The organism is Actinoalloteichus caeruleus DSM 43889, from assembly GCF_000429185.2.
Lineage (GTDB): Bacteria > Actinomycetota > Actinomycetes > Mycobacteriales > Pseudonocardiaceae > Actinoalloteichus_B > Actinoalloteichus_B caeruleus.
In genome coordinates this window covers 676,258-691,765 of record NZ_AUBJ02000001.1, presented here as the reverse complement: position 1 = coordinate 691,765, position 15,508 = coordinate 676,258, and the positions used below count along the sequence as shown (strand labels likewise).

The window sequence follows — 15,508 nt, the reverse complement described above, 5'->3', positions numbered from 1 at the left end:
GCGACGACGGGCGCCCAGGAGCCGAGGGTCGGCCGCGAACGACTCAGGGCATGCGCGCCCAGAAGTCGAGCTGGTGGTCGGCGGCGTAGTCGACGCCGCCGATCCGGTCGGGCGCGAGGGACTGGACGTGGCCGGCGGAGTGGTCGGGCCACGGCGGCAGGTCCGGGTGGGTCGGGTCGCCCCGGGTGGCGAAGGTGGCCCAGTACCGGTTCATCCGTTCGGCGAAGGCCCGCTGCTCCCCGGTCAGCGCGGGAGCACCGGCGATGTCGAACTGGTAGGCCAGCTCCGCCGCGTGGTAGGCGCCGAGCGGGAAGTCCGGGACCGGCACCAGCGGGGGCGCGTCCTGGTCGGCGAACTCGTAGAACCACGTCGGGGCGTGGGCCGCGACGGCACGGCCCAGTTCCCAGGTCGGCCACGCCCAGGCGCGGTCGGTGCTGATCCGCGCCCAGGCCAGGCCCGGTGTCGGGTAGCGCTCCGGCGGGTACCGTCGCGCGACCTCCGCCGCCGCGTCCCCGAACGCCTCGGTCAGCAGGGCCGGGTAACGGTCGGCGGTGACCGGGCTGCCGACGAGGTCGGCGAACACGCCGACGAAGAAACGGGCCTCGTCACGGGCGGCCCCCACCAGCAGCGGCACCCGGTGGAAGCGCCCGGCGGGCAGGGCGGTCGCCGGTGACTCCGGGAGGGTGGCGCTGCCGAACGCCGGTCGGATGAAGGCGTCCGAGACGGTGAGCAGCTCGGCGACCGGCACGCGCCGCAGCTGGTCGAGCGCGGAGTCCGGCGAGCTGCCCGGCTCGACCCAGCCCCGGTCGAGGGCGACTGCCGCTCCCAGCTGGTCGAGGTCCTCGGCCCCGGTCCAGCGCGACGGGAGGGCCGGGACCCCGGGGATCAGGACGTTGGCCGGGGTGGTGGTGCCCAGCACGGCGAACGGGCTCTGGAGGACCGCGCGGTGGAACAGCCCCTCGGACGCGGGTGACACGAGGTGCGCGGCGATCATCAGGGCCCCGTAGGACTCGCCCGCCAGCGTCACGTTGCCCGGGTCGCCGCCGAACCGGCCGATCTCGTCCCGCACCCAGCGCAGTGCGGCCTGCTGGTCGAGCAGACCGAAGGTCCCACCGTCCCGGAGTCCCGGATGGCCGAAGCACCCGAACACCCCGAGCCGGTACTGCGGCGTGACGACCACGACGTCCCCGGTGACGGCCAGTCGGTGGGCGTCACGGCCGGCCACGCCTCCGTTGGTGCCCCCACCCCCGTGCAGCCAGACGATCACCGGGCGCCCGTCCGCCCCGTCGGGCGCGGTGACGTCCAGCGTCAGGCAGTCCTCGTCGAGGGAGGGGGCCTCGGCGAAGGACCGCGCCACCTGCGGGGCCGGCGACGCCGGCCGCGTGGCGTCGCGGACCTCGGTCCAGGGGGTTATCGGGCGGGGGCACGCCACCGCAGCTCCGCGAGCGGCGGCGCGGCGTAGGGAAGGGCGTGGAACGAGGAGTGCCCGTCGAGCCGGCGGCCGCGCACGGGGCCCGTGCTCAGGTGGACCAGGACGTGCTCGGTCATCTCCGGTGCTCCTTCGTCACGGCGGGACGGGCCCCGCCGACCGGGAGGGGATGGCCGGCCCGGGGTGTTCCACCACGCGGAGCACCCTCCACCGAACCAAGCCTGAACAATACGAACATATTGTCATGAAAGCACATGCCGCCGGTGGCCGTCATCCCGGGACCCCCGATCCACCTCCCGCCGTCCCGCGAGGGTCACCCTCCGGACCGGCGATCACCCGGACGACGACCGAGCGCAGCACGTCCCGCGCCGGGAAGGCGTCGGCACCCGAGAACGCGACCTGGTCCGCCAGCCCCCGCACGGTCGCCAGTACCGCGCGGGCGGCGAGCTCGGGGTCCAGCGTGGTGCCCACCTCGCCCCGGCGCACCCCGTCGACGACGACGTCCGTGACATGGCGGAGGAGGTCACCACCCGACCTCCTGGCCACCTCGGCGAGGCCGGGGTGGTGCGTGGCCTGGAACCACAGCGCACTCCGGACGCGGTACTCGACCTGACGTTCCTCGTCGAGCGGCAACAGCTCGACGAGGCTGTCGACCAGCACCTCCCGAACGGGTCTCCCGGCGGCCTCCAGGGAGCGCACCCGTTGTCGCACGCGTTGCCCGAGTCGGCTCGTCGCGTCGTCGTAGGCGTAGCGCAGCAGGGCCTCCTTCCCGCTGAAGTAGTGCTGGATCAACCCGACGGAGACACCGGCTTCGGCCGCGACCCTGGAGAAGGACACCCCCGCGATCCCCTCGGCGGCGAGCAGGCGCTGGAACGCCAGGGCGATCTGGGCGCGGCGCTGGTCATGATCGACGATGCGTGGCACGTGTTTATCATATGCTCGTATCGAAACAGGGCTCGTTGGGGCCGGTGCCGGTCAGGTGCCGATCCGGAGGCCGAGCCCACGTCCCCGGAAGGGAGCCACCCGTGCGCTCGACGCTGCGCGACGCCCTCAGCACCGCCCTCAAGGCCCGCGACCGGGTCGCGATCGCCGCGCTCCGCTCCGCACTGGCAGCCATCGACAACGCCGGGGCCGTCCCTCTCCCACCCTCGGCGCCGAGCGGGCCTGGCGTCGCACCCGACTCGGTCACGAGTGAACACGTCGCCGGAACGACCGCGGGTGCGGGCTCGACGGAGGTGGACCGCCGTCAGCTCACCGCCGCCGAGGAGCGGACGATCGTGGAGAACGAGGTACGGGAACGGCGGGAGGCGGCCGCGGAGTACCAGCGCGGGGGGCGGCACGAGCACGCCGACCGCCTCCACGCGGAGGCCGAGGTGATCCAGCACCACCTGTCGGCGACCAGCTGAGGAGGAGGGCGCACCGCGAACTCCCGTTCCGCACGACGCGGCGCTCGTCAGGAGGGGCGGCGGATCGGTTGGCCCCCGGCCAGCCCACTCCCGTGGCCAGCACCCGGCCGGCAGGGCCGAGAACGCCGGGCCCCTCACCCCCGTGGGTAGCGCCACCACTCGGCGGGCCGGTGACCGCCAGGCCGCGCGCCGCGGCGGACGCTCGCGGTCGGGGGTCCACGGAACCGCTGCCCTAGTCGCGCTCGCGGCGTCCCCGGGCCAGCTCGGTGCCCAGCGCGTCCAGGCGCTGGTGCCAGAAGTGGCGGTACCGGTCGAGCCAGTCGTCGATCTGGCGCAGGGGCTCGGGGTCGACCGAGTACAGCCGTCGGACCCCCTCCGCCCGGACGGTGGCGAATCCGTTCTCCCGCAGCACCCGCAGGTGCTGGGACACGCCGGGCTGGGAGATGCCGAACTCGCGCTGCACGACCGCCCCGACGGCGCCGGCGGGGAGTTCCCCGTCGGCGAGCAGCTCGAGGATCCGGCGCCGGACCGGATCACCAAGGACGTCGAAGGCGTGCACGCGGCCAGTATCCGCCGCCCGCCCGACATCAATCAACGGCGATGGGCATCCGGGCCACCCGGACGACACCGCCGCTCCGCCGGAGGGACGGGCGACCGGTCCCGGCTCGGACCTCGCGCCGACGGTTCCCCTGGGCCGGTGACGAGGAGGTCCAGCACCTCGGCCGAGCACGAACCGATCCGCGCCACGCCACGAACCAGGTCGCCCCTCGACGCACGGGAGGCTCCGTGTCCACCTCGGACGATCACTGTTCCCCGACTCCCCGGTCACCAACGGTGACAGCGCACGATCCCGCCCGGAACGCCGAGGTCATCGGGCAGAATCCGGATACGCGACACGCGCCTCGTCCGTCTTCCTCACTACCGGGAGTGGCCCGCATGCACTGGCTCATCTGGATCGCGGGCACCATCGTGCTCGTGGCGGCGGGCGTCGGCGCGACGCTCTTACCCCAGCGGAGGGCCCGCGCCCTCCGCCGCCGAACCGCGTGGTCGACCGCGCGGACGGAGATCGCCCGCGCCACGGTCAGCCGGGACGCCACCCCCGTTCGCGTCGAGGAGGCCGAGCGACTGCTGGCCAGGGCGGAGCTCATCGCGGCCGACCGGGGCGGCCCGGATGCCGCGGCGACGACGGCCGAGTACGCGCGGCGCGCGGACCGGCTGTGGCGGGAGGCGTCCGGTGACTGATCGCCCAGCGCGTGCGTGGTCCGAATGGTTGCGTTGGGGCGCGCTCGGTGTCGCCGTGGTGGTCCTCACGATCTTCCTCGTGGTCCAGGGCCGCACCATCGACGTCAGTTACGGGCAGTCCCCCTCCTCCTCAGACCCCGTCCCCGAGGGAGACGCCGGGGAGCTGAGCGACGCGACGGTCCCCTCCGTGGAGGAGATGACGCGGATGGTGGCGGACGACCAGATCGTCCGCCTTCCCGGCTCGGTCGCCCACATCGACGAGGACCGGGTTCGGGCGGAGATCGGCGGCACCGACTCCCGGGTCCTCATCGCCCCACCCGGCCTCGACGAGGACGAGCGAGGACGGGTCCGGGACGTCGAGAACGCCACGGTCAGGGTCATCGGCACCGAGGTCACCGGCGGCTTCTTCCAGGTCGTTCCCAACGACTTCGACGGCTGGCGGGAGGTGTTCGGCACCGGGGACGTCACCAGCCTGGTCACCCGCCTCCTCCGAGAGCTGCGGGACGAGGAGAACGAGGACGGCGAGGACGGCGAGGACGGCGAGGACGGCGACGGCATCGCCTGGCGCGAACCGACGGCGGAGGAGCTCGGCCCGGTCACGGCGGACCTGCGGGAGACCGGGCTGCACACCGCCGAGGGCAGCACGATGGACTCCCTCCCCGAGGCGACCGCCACGGCATTCCCCGACGGGGACGCCCTCTACGCGGTCTTCCCCCAGCAGGAGTGGGGCCAGCCGGTGCCGGAGTACGGCCCGGCGCTGGCGGCGGAGTTCCCGGGCCGCCCGATCGTCGTCATGTACGGGTCGTGGGTCGAGTACCACGGTCCCGACCAGGAGGAGTTCGCCCAGGTCGTCGCGGCCGGCCTCTACGGGCAGCTCACGGAACGGCTGAGCAGGTACGACTACCCGCAGCACAACGTGCTGCACGCCTACCTGAACCGGGTGACCGACGTCCGCTACGCGGGCCTGTTCGACCGCCCACTCCCCTACCAGCCCTTCGATCCGCTCCGGGTGACGCTGCCAGCGCTGCCGTGGATCTTCGCCGCCTGCGTCCTGGTGTTCCTCGGGCTGTCGGTGCGGTCCGTGCTGCGACCGGTGACCCGCCCGAGGAAGTACCAGCGGGGGCACTCGGCGGCCCGGCTCGCCGGCCTGACCGCGCTGGCCATCGAGGTGTCGGCGCTGACCGGTCGTGACGGGAACGCATCGCTGACGCGGGGCCTGACCGCCCTGGAAGGGGCGAGGAAGGCCCTGGACGACAAGCTGCCGGACCAGCACGTGCAGACGCTGCTCACCCAGGCGGAGGCCGAACTCGACGACACGGCCCGCGCGGTGGGCCGCACGGACTACCGCCCGAACGTCTACCTCCAGGGCAGGCTCGCATGATGAAGCGGCTCGGCACCTTCCTCGGCACCCCCTTCGGCCTCGCGCTGCTCGCATGCCTCGGCCTGGCCGGGTGGGCCCTGTGGTCCGCCGGCGCCGGGGACATCGCGAGCCCCGTGGCGAGGCAGGTGCGCACCTCGTCGGTGTACGCGGCGCCCGGCTACGACCTCGACCAGGAGCGGGCCGAACGCATCCTCGGCAACCGGCGCGTGGTGGTGGCCCTCCTCGAACCGGAGGCGGACATGCGCGCCGCCTGCGGGAGCGTCAGGGGCGCCGCCAACGGCAACGTCGTGCTGTTCCTCAGCCCGGACGCGGACGGGGAGAAGTTCGACCACTACGGGTGCGCCCTGCTGCCCGACGGGGACGGCGAGGGGTTCGGCAAGAATTTCGTCGCGGAGATGCGAATCGCCACGGGGGTGGGGCAGTTCGTGGACCAGCCCCTGGAAGCGCTCAAGGTGGTGGCGGTCAACTACGACCAGCTCGTGAAGTCGGGCACGGTGCCGGACGGCGCGCGGGCGATCAGCCCGTCGTTGCCCCGCTACCTGGTCGCGGCGGCAGCACTGAGCGCGGTGGTCGTCGGGTCGACCGGCGTGTACCTGATGTCCCTGCGCGCTGGCCGGCTCGCGGCCAGACGTCAGCGACGTCGGGACGCGGCGCGGGACAAGCGCAGTGCGCTGAGCGCGAACGCGGCCGTGCTCGCCCAGCGGATCATCGACCTCGACGGCCGCATTCCCGCTCCCCGCAGGTCCGACCCGGCACCGGAACGCAGCCGGCGCGGGAGGATCGCCAACCGGTACCGCGCCATCGCCTCGGACTACGCGGTGCTGCTCCGCCGGATCGCGGAGGCGGACGCGCGCGGCGAGAACACAAACCGGGACCTCGCCTCCCGGGTGGACGAGCTCAGCCGCCGGTGCGGCCAACTGGAACGTGAGATCGCCCGGAGTCGTTGACACTCGCCGAACCCGCCGGCCCGCCGACTGTGGCCCCTGACGGGCGTCGGCGGATGCCCGCCACCAGCCGGCGCGACGAGGCAGACCCGTGGCAGGTGGCGTCGGCGGACACGTCGACACCCAGGGGGCTGGGTGCGTCGCCCCGTGCTGGGGGCGCTCGACGGGGTGCGAGCCCCCGAGGAATCACCCGGCACGCGTGAAGGCCGCGCACCTCGGGGGATGGCGGTGTGGTCCTGGTGCTCGGAGCCGGTCCCCGCCGGTCGTCCAGGTGGGGTGGCCGGTACCGGTGCCCGGGCCGGCACGGTCTCCGGCACCGCCGCCAGCCCCGCTCCGCCGGGTGGGGTCTCGGCCGGATGACCGGTGGTCCGCGCCGGCCCCCGGGGGCGGGTTCGACCCGCGAAGCGCCACGCGACCGCCGGGCGTGCCCTCGCGAGGCCGCCCATGCCGTGGCACTCCGAACGGCGCCCCTCCGGGGAGCGGCGGTCGACATGCGAGGTGGTGAGGTCACCCCGTCGTCGGGCCGGCGAGCGCGGGCAGCCGCGAGTGGAGCAGGCCGAGGTAGCCGTCCACTCCGGTCAGGGTCGCGACGGTGAACCGGGTGTCGCGGTTGGGCCGGCGCTGGTCGACGGCGAGCGCCGGGCCGAAACCCGTGATGCGGTCCACCTGGGGCCGGTCCCGCCCGGTGATGTACTGGCGGACGAAGGGCGGCACCCCTCCAGGTACCGCGGCTGGACCTCGGCGTGCGGCCTGTCGATCACGAGGGAGGCCCTCCCACCGCCGCTCAGCCCCGTGCGAGCCACGAGGACGCCTCGGGGAATCCGCGGGGACGATGCGCGGAGGTTGTGCGTGCGGGCACCCCGGATTCCGATGTGTCCTCAACCAGGGAGGGCACCCCCACCTCGGCGGCCCCGGACGGCCGCCGGTCCGTTCCCGGTGCCCGCGCCGTCCGGGACCGGACCGGGTCGACCGTGTCAGTCGACGGGTTCGAGGACGAAGACCGGGATCTCCCGATCAGTGCGCTCCTGGTAGTCCGTGTAGTCCGGGTAGGCGGCCACGGCCCGCTCCCACCAGGTCGCCTTCTCCTCGCCGGTCACCTCGCGCGCCTTGTACTCGCGGCGGACCGGCCCGTCCTGGAGTTCCACCGTGGGGTGGGCGAGCACGTTGTGGTACCACACCGGGTGCTTCGGCGCCCCGCCGAGCGAGGCGACGGCGGCGTAGGCGCCCTCGTGTTCCACTCGCATCAGCGGCGACTTGCGCAGCCGGCCGGAGCGCCTGCCCTTCGTCGTCAGCACGACCACCGGCATCCCCCGGAGCGTGGTCCCCTCGGTGCCCCCGGAGCCCTCGTACAGCTCGACCTGGTCGCGGACCCACTTCTCGGGGCTGGGCTCGTACACTCCACTTAGGGGCATCGCGTCGTCCTCTCCACTGGGCTGGTGCGGGCCCGGCGCCGGGCTCCGCCGTCGGTCCCTGGTAACGCCGGAGCGTGCCCGTGCTATTCCCCAACGCGGTCGTGGCGGTCGTGGGCGCGCCGGGGGCGGAGCCGAGGTGCTCTGGTCCGCGCGGCGCCGGGAGGGCGGATGGCGCGGGGCGGCGTCAGGGCTCGGCGGGCACCTCGACGCCGCGGGTGCCCCGCTCCCGGGCTGGGGTTCACTTCCCGCGAGGAGACGCCAGGGCCGAACGGGTGACGCGGTCGGCCCGTTCCGGGGTGGGGGGCGAAGTTCGCCGGAATGTCAGGTCCCTGAGCACTCCCCGTCACCCGTTTGTGGTCGATAGCCTCTGAACGTGGGAGAGAGTCACGTCAACGGCGTCCCCGTGTTCTGGCAGGAGGGCTCGGGCGAGGTGTCCGGTTTCCTGCTCTTCCGTGTCGGCCTCCGTGACGAGGGCCTGCGGCATGCGGGCCTGACGTCGGTGGTGGTGTCGATGGTGCAACGCGTCACCGGTTTCTTCGTGCCGACCAGTTGGTCGGGCTCCACCCTGGACACGGTCGTCTTCGCGGCCACCGGGGCCCGCGCCGAGGTGTGCGCCCAGCTCGACGAGGTGTGCGAGCTGCTGGCCGACCCGCCGGAGGACCTCATCGAGAACGTGCTCTCGGACCGGGGCGCGGCCGGCTGGCTGGACGTGCCCCGCCCGACGGCGGCCCTGCTGCGCCACGACTACGGGTCCACGGGCATCGGGGCCGCGTACTGGGCCGACGACATCCCGTTGGACCGGTTCACGCCACGGGAGGTGCGGGAACACCTGGCCCGTTACTTCGTGGCGGGCAACGCCGTCTGCGCGATCACCACTCCCGTCCTGGACGGAGCGATGCGACTACCGCTCCCCCCTGGCGCGGCCCCGCGACGGCCCGCCATCACGCCGAACCAGCGGTCCTCGGCGGAGTGGTTCTCCGGCGGGCCGCCCCCCTACTCCGGGGTGGGCGTGATGTTGCCCGGGACGCTCGACGCGGTGTGGGCGGTCACCCAGGACGTGCTGGACCTGCGGCTCCACCCCGTACAGGAGAGCCTGGTCGACCGGTGGGACGGTCAGGACCGCATCCTGGGCCAGACGATGCTCTCCTCGGACACCGTGCACGTCGCGATCGACCTGTTCTGCGAGCACGACGCCTCCGCGCGGGCCGCCGGTGCCGTCTGGGCCGCGCTCACCGAACTCGCCGCGGCGGGACCCGACCAGGACGAGCTGACGGCGCTGCTCGAACGGCGCCGGCGGTCCGACGCCGGGCACCGGGACACCGAACGCGCCGCGTCCCAGGTGTTCCGCCGTGCCCACCTGGCGCTGTTCGGGGTGACCGGTTCGGACGGTTGCGACGAGCGCAGCCGCGCCCGGGTCAGACCGGAGCAGGTGGCGGCGGCGCTGCGGACCGCGATGCGGTCGGCCCTGGTGGTGGTACCCGACGGTGTGGAGCTGGCGTTGCCGGGGGTGGAACACGTGATTCCCACCTCGCTCCCCCCGGAGGGAGGGGCACGCTTCGAGGCGACCGGTGGTTGCCCGCCGGGGCAGGACCGGGAGCTGCTGGTGGAGGGGGCCGACCGGCTCTGCCACCGCAACGCACTGGGCCGGTGGCAGAGCGTCGCGTGGTCGGAGGTGGTGGGGTGGTCGGTCTGGCGGGGCGTCGCCGTGGTCTACGGGAGGAACGGGGAGAAGATCGTGGCGGACCCGCACCGCTTCCCCGGTTGCGAACCGTTGGTGTCCCGGCTGCCGGACCTGGTGCCCTCCGAGCTCGGGTGGCCGGGGTCGATGGAGGAGGTGGACATCGTGGCGGCCGGCCTGGCGCGGCAGGCGATGGAGGACCTGCACTCCGCGCCGGAGGGGGGCTTGGACCACTTCGTCTACCAGGAGATGTCGGTCCGCGAACTGGAGCGCCGGCTGCCCTCGGCCAGCGGTGTCCTGCGGCGGCAGGTCGCGCGGAACCTGCGGAGCCTCGGCGTGGACGGTCCGCTGCACCGGTCGTGACCTCCTCGGATCTCCGCGCCGGGTCCGCCGACCGGCGTTCCCCTCGCCCGTGGTGGCGTGCCGGCGTCCGGCCTCTGGTCAGCTCTCGGGTGGTGGCGTCCCCTCGGGCTGCGCGCTGTCGCCCCCTGCCGTCCGCCTGCTTGGGCTGGGCACGCCGATCGCGGACGGTCACGGGGGACGCGGTGGGGCAGGCGGGGTTCCCCGGCCACGGGCTGGCGGCTCGGCCCCGGCCGGGCCCCTGCTGTTACCGGTGAGGTGTCCCCACGTGGATGGGCCCCTCACCTCCGTTCCGGCCCGCGCCGGTCCTCGGTTCGGGTGCGCGACGGAGCGACGGCCCCGCCCTGGTGGGACGACGGCCGTCCCCCTCCTCCTGGTACCTCCCCACCTCGGCGGGGTGGGTCACCGTTCCCGGGTTCCGCCCGGGCCGCACGGGTGGCCGGGTGACGGGTGCCGTCCCGCCCGGCGGGACCGGCGCTACTGGTAGAGGACGCCGGCCAGGGCCGGGTCGTCCACCGTGCGCGCGTCGTACCAGTGGAAACCCGTGTCCACGGTGGCAGGGAGCTCCTCGCCGTCCATCGCCGCCAACCCGGCCAGGACGAGTCGTCGACCCATGTCGATGGGGTCCTGGGTGACGGCGCCGGCGAGGGTGCCGTCGCGGACGGCGTCGAGCTGGGCGCGCCCCGAGTCGAACCCGACGACGACCAGGTCCTCGTGGCCGCTTTCGGCGACGCCTCGGAGCACCCCGACCGCGGAGCCCTCGTTGGAGGCGTACAGGCCGTCGAGGTCGGGGTTCGCGGCGAGGACGGCCTTGGTGATGTCGGCCGAGACGAGCTGGTCACCGCCGCCGTACTGGGGGTCGAGCACGGTGATGCCGGGGGCGTTGGCCCGCATCCAGTCCAGGAAGCCGTCCCGCCGGTCCACCCCGGACCCGCTGGTCTGGTCGTGCACGACCAGCCCCACGGTTCCCGTGCCGCCGAGCAGGCCGGCGAGGTGTTCGGCGGCGAGGGCGGCCGCCGCCCGGTTGTCGGTGGCCACGGTGGTCCTGGGGATCTCGCTGTCCACCCCGGAGTCGAAGGCGATAACCGGGATGCCCGCCTCCTCGGCCTGCCGGAGCAGGGGTTCGGTGGCGCGGCTGTCCAACGCGGCCAGGCCGATGGCGTCGGGTTGGCGGGCGATGGCGTTGGTGAGCATGTTCAGCTGGGCCTCGACGTCCTGTTCGGTGGGTGGCCCCATGAAGGTGACACCGGCGCCCCGCCGTTCGGCCTCCTCCTCCGCGCCGCGTTTCACGGCCTGCCAGAACTGGTGTTGGAATCCCTTCGAGACGATGGCGATGTGCGGCAGGTCGGGGTCGTGGCCCCACCCCGGTCCGCAGCCGGTGAGCGCGACGGCGAGCGCTCCGAGCACCGCGAGCGGCCTGATCCCCCGCATCCCGCGCTCCCTTCCCTTCCGTGGGCGGTGACCACCACCGCCCGCTCAACCCCGCCGTCGGCGGCGCAGCATGTCGGCGTAGACGGCCACGAGGATCACGCAGCCGAGGATGACGTTCTGCCACTCCTGCGGGATGGACATGATCTGGAGCCCGTTGTTGAGCACGGAGATGATGAGGGCGCCGATCAGCGTGCCGACCACCGAACCGCGCCCGCCGGACAGCGAGGTGCCGCCGATGACGACCGCGGCGATCGCCTGCAACTCGTACCCCATGCCGGTGGCGGGCTGGGCGGAGCCGAGGCGGGCGGAGATGAGGATGCCGGCCAACCCGGTGAACAGGCCGGCGAGGACGTACACGGCGATCTTCACCCGGCGGACGTCCACCCCGGACAGGGCGGTGGCCGCCTCGTTGCTGCCCACCGAGTAGGTGTGCCGTCCCAGGACGGTCCTGCTGAGGACGAGTCCGGCGACGACCGCCGCGACGAGCAGGATGAGGACGGCGTTGGGGAAGTCGACGCCGGGGACGAGGTTGCCGGTGGAGATGTCCAGGTAGCCGGGGACGTCGGTGAAGTAGATCGGCGCGCTGTTGGACAGCACCAGGGCCAGCCCACCGGCGACGAGCATCATCGCGAGGGTCGCGATGAACGGGGGGATGCCCAGCAGGGTGACGTTGAGGCCGTTGACGAGACCGATCAGGCCGCCGAAGAGGATCGCGGCGGGGACGCCCACCGCCAGGGGCAGTCCGAGATCGACCATGAGCACCCCGGCCACGACGGCGCACAACGCCATGCCCGTGCCCAGGGAGAGGTCGATGCCTCCGCTGACGATCACCAGGGTGGTGCCGACGGCGAGGGTGCCGATGACGACGGTGGAGAACAGGATCGCCGTGAAGTTGCCGTAGGTGAGGAAGAAGGGGCTGGCGACGGAGAAGAAGGCCCCGATGACGAGGAGGCTGGCGAGGGCGAGGAGCTGTTGGAGGCGGGCACGGGCGGCACCCGCGAGGCCGCCGCGCCGCGCCGGGTGGTCGACGGTGTCGGTCGTGTCGGTGGCGGTCACGGCCGAGCCTCCCGTCCGTGCTCGGGCGCGGTCGGCTCGGGGGCGCCGGCCCGGTACTGGTCCCCCGGCGCGTCGCGGTCCGGCGGGGGTGTGCCGGTGTTCTCCGGTCGCAGCGTCGCGTAGCGCATGATGGCCTCCTGACTCGCCTCCGCCGCCGGGAGGATCCCCGTCACCCGGCCCTCGCTCATCACCACGACCCGGTCCGACAGGCGCAGTACCTCGGGCAGTTCGGAGGAGATGACGATGACCGAGGTGCCGTCGTTGGCCAGCCCCTCGAGGAGCTGGTGGATCTCCTCCTTGGCTCCGACGTCGACGCCTCGGGTGGGTTCGTCGACGATGAGCACGTCGCAGTCCCTGGCGAGCCAGCGGGCGAGGACCACCTTCTGCTGGTTGCCGCCGGAGAGGTTCCGGACCGGCCGGTCCAGGGACGGGGTGCGGACGCCGAGGGCCCGCACGTACCCCTGGGCGGCGGTGCGGGCGGCGCGGCGGCGGACGACGCCGGCGGTGGCGAAGCGGCTCGCCAACGCGGCGAGGGTGATGTTGGTGCCGACGTCGTGGTCGAGCAGCAGCCCGTAACGTTTCCGGTCCTCGGAGAGGTAGCCGACGCCGAGGGCGGCGGCCTCGGCCGGGTTGCGGATGCGCGCCGGCCGCCCGCGCACCTCGACCGTGCCGCCGGTGCTGGGGTCGGCGCCGACCAGTGCCCGCGCGGTCTCGGTGCGCCCGGCACCCATCAGGCCGGCGAAGCCGAGGATCTCCCCCTCGTGGAGGTCGAAGCTGACGTCGCGGAGGAGACCCCGGGTGCTCAGCCCGCGCACGCTGAGCACCACGGGCCCGGGTCGTCGGGCTACCCGGGTGGGAGCGGGTGCCGTCGAGGTGGCGACGGCGCGGCCGACCATCAACGAGACGACCTCGTCGGTGCTGGTGGTGGACACGGCTCGCGTCGCCACGTACCGGCCGTCGCGGATGACGGTGATCCGGTCGGCGACCCGGCGGATCTCGTCCATTCGGTGGGAGATGTAGATGACGCCGGTGTTCGGGCCCTGGAACCGTCGGATGAGCGCGTGGAGGGTCTCGACCTCGTCGGCGTCCAACGCGGCCGTCGGCTCGTCCATGATGAGCACCCGGGGCCGGTGGGACAACGCCCTGGCGATCTCCACCAACTGCTGGTGGGCCACTGACAGGGTGGCGACGGGAGCGTCGGGGTCGAGGGGCAGGCCGAGTTCGGCGACGAGTTCCGCCGCCCGCCGGTCGAGGGCCCGGCGGTCGACGAACCATCGCCACCGCCTCGGTTCCCGTCCGAGGAACAGGTTCTGGGCGACGGTCAGGTCCGGCACGAGCGAGAACTCCTGGTGGATGATCCCGATGCCCAGGGACCGCGCGTGCCCCGGCCCGCTGGGGCGGATCTCCCGCCCGTCGAGGAGGAACCGCCCGGTGTCGGGCTGGTCGACGCCGGAGAGCAGGCGCATCAGCGTGGACTTGCCGGCACCGTTCTCCCCGACCAGGGCGAGGACCTCGCCGTGTCGGAGGTCCAGCCGCATCCCGGACAGCGCCCGCACGCCGGGGAAGCTCCTGGTGACGTCGGAGACGTCCAGCAACGGGGGGAACGGGTCGGTCGAGGAGTGCGTCGTCCCACCCACGTCGCCGACCTCGCTTCCCGTTTCGGGGGCGCCGGTCCGCCGGGGGTGGTGACCGCGCTCCCGTGGTGCTGGTCCGGCCCCGGGCGGAACCGGCGCGCTCGGGCCCCGCCCGGTGGGCGGTGTCGAGGCGGTCCGGTCCGTGCTCGGAGTCAACTCTGGACACTAGGGATCGGATTTCTCGGCCGTCAAGGCGCCGAGGACGTCCGCGCCGGTCGCGCGGCCGGCTTGTCCGATCCGTGTCCGGTCCGCCCTCGGGGAGCCGACGCCCGGGGGCCGGCGGGGAGCCGGTGCGTCACCCGTTGACGGGCAGGCTGAGCACGAGACGGGACTCGTCCTCCGGCAGGTACCGGACGGCGACGATCCGCCCGACCTGCACGTGGGCCACCATGTGGGGCGGCACGAACTTCTCCACCCTGGTCTCGAAGGTCGTTCCGTCCGGTCGGGTGACCAGGAGGGTGATGTCCAGCCGGGCCTGCCCGTCGCGGATCTCACCGGGCACCTCCAGGGCCCGCACCAGCCCCTGCGCGGGGGTGCCGCGCTTGGCGACCTCCAACCGTCCGGGGTCCAGGGTCCCCTGCTGGAGGGCGATCTGGTTCATCACGTCCTGCGCGCGGGCGGCGTCCCCGGACAGGTCGAGTTCCACCCGGTCGATCCGACCGGGCACGTACCGGACGGGGACCACGGCGCCGGGGCGGAGGGCGGCCACCTCGGTCACCGGGACCACCATCCTCGCGTGGGAGGCGAACTGGAGGCCGTCGGCGGTGCGGACGGTCAGGTCGATGCGCAGCTCCGGCTGGTCGTTGACGGTGGCGCCCGTGGGACTGGTGCCGACGACGGTGCCGACACCGAGCTGTCCCCGGCGGAAGGCGGCGCTGTTGCGCCCGGTCAGTGCGGTCATCACGCCGTGACCGGTGAAGCTGAAGATCATGATCGTCACGGGCAGCGCGATCATCAGCGGCACCATCTGGGGGCCGACCCAGCTCATGCCCGGGAGGTCGTCGTCGCCCTGGTTCGTCAGACCGAACCACAGGTAGTAGCCGGCGGAGCCGAGCAGCGCCAGCAGGGCCAGGGAACGGAGGGCGGTGCGGATCATGGCGTGTCCTTCGTGGTCTCACCGGATGTCGCCGCCGACGCTAGGTCCGGCGGCGGCCCTACCGGTCCCAGGTCCTCGGTGACGATCCCATCCTTAACCTGGTGCCATGCCCACCGGTGAAGGCACCCCCACCAGGAGAGACAGCCGCCACGAGATGGATGGTCGCCGGCCGAGGGCGGCCGTGCTCGACGAGGTGTGGCGGGGTCTCCACGGGGTGGAGGCGTTGAGCGGTCCCCGGGGCGGACCGCTGAGCCGCACCGTGAAACTGGTGCTCGACCCGCTGGTGATCCGACCGGCGCTCCACCCGGAGTGCGCGGGCCCGGTGGTCACCGAGGACGGAGCGGCGTTGGTGACGGCCCCGCTGCACGCCGCGGCCGACCGGTTGCGGGACACCGCCGCCTGGTTCGTCCTGGTCAAACGGGTGCGGCGGGAGGAACGG

General features: G+C 73.6%; 13 protein-coding genes and 1 pseudogene. 5 read left to right on the top strand and 9 right to left on the bottom strand.

Translation table 11 applies throughout. The features are described from left to right. Positions 1 to 43: 43 nt before the first annotated feature. Together G443_RS02735 and G443_RS02730 are read right to left on the bottom strand one after the other, a co-directional pair. A pseudogene (locus G443_RS02735) lies at positions 44 to 1,548 on the bottom strand (carboxylesterase/lipase family protein). A 151-nt stretch (positions 1,549 to 1,699) separates the two neighbouring features. Continuing rightward, a complete protein-coding gene (locus G443_RS02730; protein ID WP_051313745.1) occupies positions 1,700 to 2,353 on the bottom strand; it encodes a TetR/AcrR family transcriptional regulator in 654 nt (217 codons plus the stop codon). 101 nt (positions 2,354 to 2,454) lie between these two features. Between G443_RS02730 and G443_RS02725 the strand changes: the two genes are divergently transcribed. Then, positions 2,455 to 2,835, top strand: coding sequence for a GatB/YqeY domain-containing protein (locus tag G443_RS02725; RefSeq protein ID WP_026418168.1), 381 nt, complete (start codon positions 2,455 to 2,457; stop codon positions 2,833 to 2,835). Positions 2,836 to 3,067: 232 nt separating this feature from the next. On the opposite strand, the gene G443_RS02720 is transcribed toward G443_RS02725, so the two are convergent. After that, the gene (locus G443_RS02720; protein WP_035291667.1) at positions 3,068 to 3,394 is read right to left on the bottom strand and encodes an ArsR/SmtB family transcription factor; all 327 of its coding nucleotides are present in this window, start codon (positions 3,392 to 3,394) and stop codon (positions 3,068 to 3,070) included. A gap of 377 nt (positions 3,395 to 3,771) precedes the next feature. On the opposite strand from G443_RS02720, the gene G443_RS02715 reads away from it, so the two are divergent. Genes G443_RS02715 through G443_RS02705 form a run of 3 tightly spaced genes read left to right on the top strand, consistent with a single transcriptional unit; the run spans position 3,772 to position 6,405 of the window. Beyond that, a complete protein-coding gene (locus G443_RS02715) occupies positions 3,772 to 4,077 on the top strand; it encodes a DUF6403 family protein (RefSeq protein ID WP_026418169.1) in 306 nt (101 codons plus the stop codon). Continuing rightward, a complete protein-coding gene (locus tag G443_RS02710) occupies positions 4,070 to 5,458 on the top strand; it encodes a hypothetical protein (RefSeq protein ID WP_026418170.1) in 1,389 nt (462 codons plus the stop codon). The genes G443_RS02715 and G443_RS02710 overlap by 8 nt, the downstream gene beginning before the upstream one ends. Beyond that, entirely contained in the window at positions 5,458 to 6,405 is a 948-nt protein-coding gene (locus G443_RS02705; protein WP_026418171.1) for a hypothetical protein, read from the top strand. Before G443_RS02710 ends, G443_RS02705 begins: the two co-directional genes overlap by 1 nt. A gap of 504 nt (positions 6,406 to 6,909) precedes the next feature. On the opposite strand, the gene G443_RS02700 is transcribed toward G443_RS02705, so the two are convergent. Together G443_RS02700 and G443_RS02695 are read right to left on the bottom strand one after the other, a co-directional pair. Further along, complete coding sequence (locus tag G443_RS02700) at positions 6,910 to 7,116, bottom strand: P-loop NTPase family protein (protein ID WP_026418172.1); 207 nt, start codon at positions 7,114 to 7,116, stop codon at positions 6,910 to 6,912. A gap of 260 nt (positions 7,117 to 7,376) precedes the next feature. Further along, a complete protein-coding gene (locus G443_RS02695; RefSeq protein WP_026418173.1) occupies positions 7,377 to 7,814 on the bottom strand; it encodes a nitroreductase family deazaflavin-dependent oxidoreductase in 438 nt (145 codons plus the stop codon). 373 nt (positions 7,815 to 8,187) lie between these two features. Between G443_RS02695 and G443_RS02690 the strand changes: the two genes are divergently transcribed. Then, entirely contained in the window at positions 8,188 to 9,855 is a 1,668-nt protein-coding gene (locus tag G443_RS02690) for a peptidase M16 family protein (protein ID WP_155886073.1), read from the top strand. 474 nt (positions 9,856 to 10,329) lie between these two features. On the opposite strand, the gene G443_RS02685 is transcribed toward G443_RS02690, so the two are convergent. The 4 genes from G443_RS02685 to G443_RS02670 all read right to left on the bottom strand — a co-directional run bounded on the left by G443_RS02685 (position 10,330) and on the right by G443_RS02670 (position 15,069). Beyond that, positions 10,330 to 11,283 (bottom strand): ABC transporter substrate-binding protein, encoded by a 954-nt coding sequence (locus G443_RS02685; RefSeq protein ID WP_026418175.1) that lies wholly within the window; start codon positions 11,281 to 11,283, stop codon positions 10,330 to 10,332. Between the two features lie 45 nt (positions 11,284 to 11,328). After that, on the bottom strand, positions 11,329 to 12,339 hold the full coding sequence (locus G443_RS02680; protein ID WP_030106231.1) for an ABC transporter permease: 1,011 nt from the start codon (positions 12,337 to 12,339) through the stop codon (positions 11,329 to 11,331). Beyond that, positions 12,336 to 13,976 carry a sugar ABC transporter ATP-binding protein gene (locus G443_RS02675; RefSeq protein WP_026418176.1) on the bottom strand — a complete coding sequence of 547 codons (1,641 nt, stop codon included), beginning with the start codon at positions 13,974 to 13,976 and terminating at the stop codon, positions 12,336 to 12,338. The genes G443_RS02680 and G443_RS02675 overlap by 4 nt, the downstream gene beginning before the upstream one ends. A 292-nt stretch (positions 13,977 to 14,268) precedes the next feature. Then, positions 14,269 to 15,069: a hypothetical protein gene (locus tag G443_RS02670; RefSeq protein ID WP_211237481.1), complete on the bottom strand. Its 801-nt coding sequence runs from the start codon at positions 15,067 to 15,069 to the stop codon at positions 14,269 to 14,271. Positions 15,070 to 15,508: the final 439 nt, after the last annotated feature.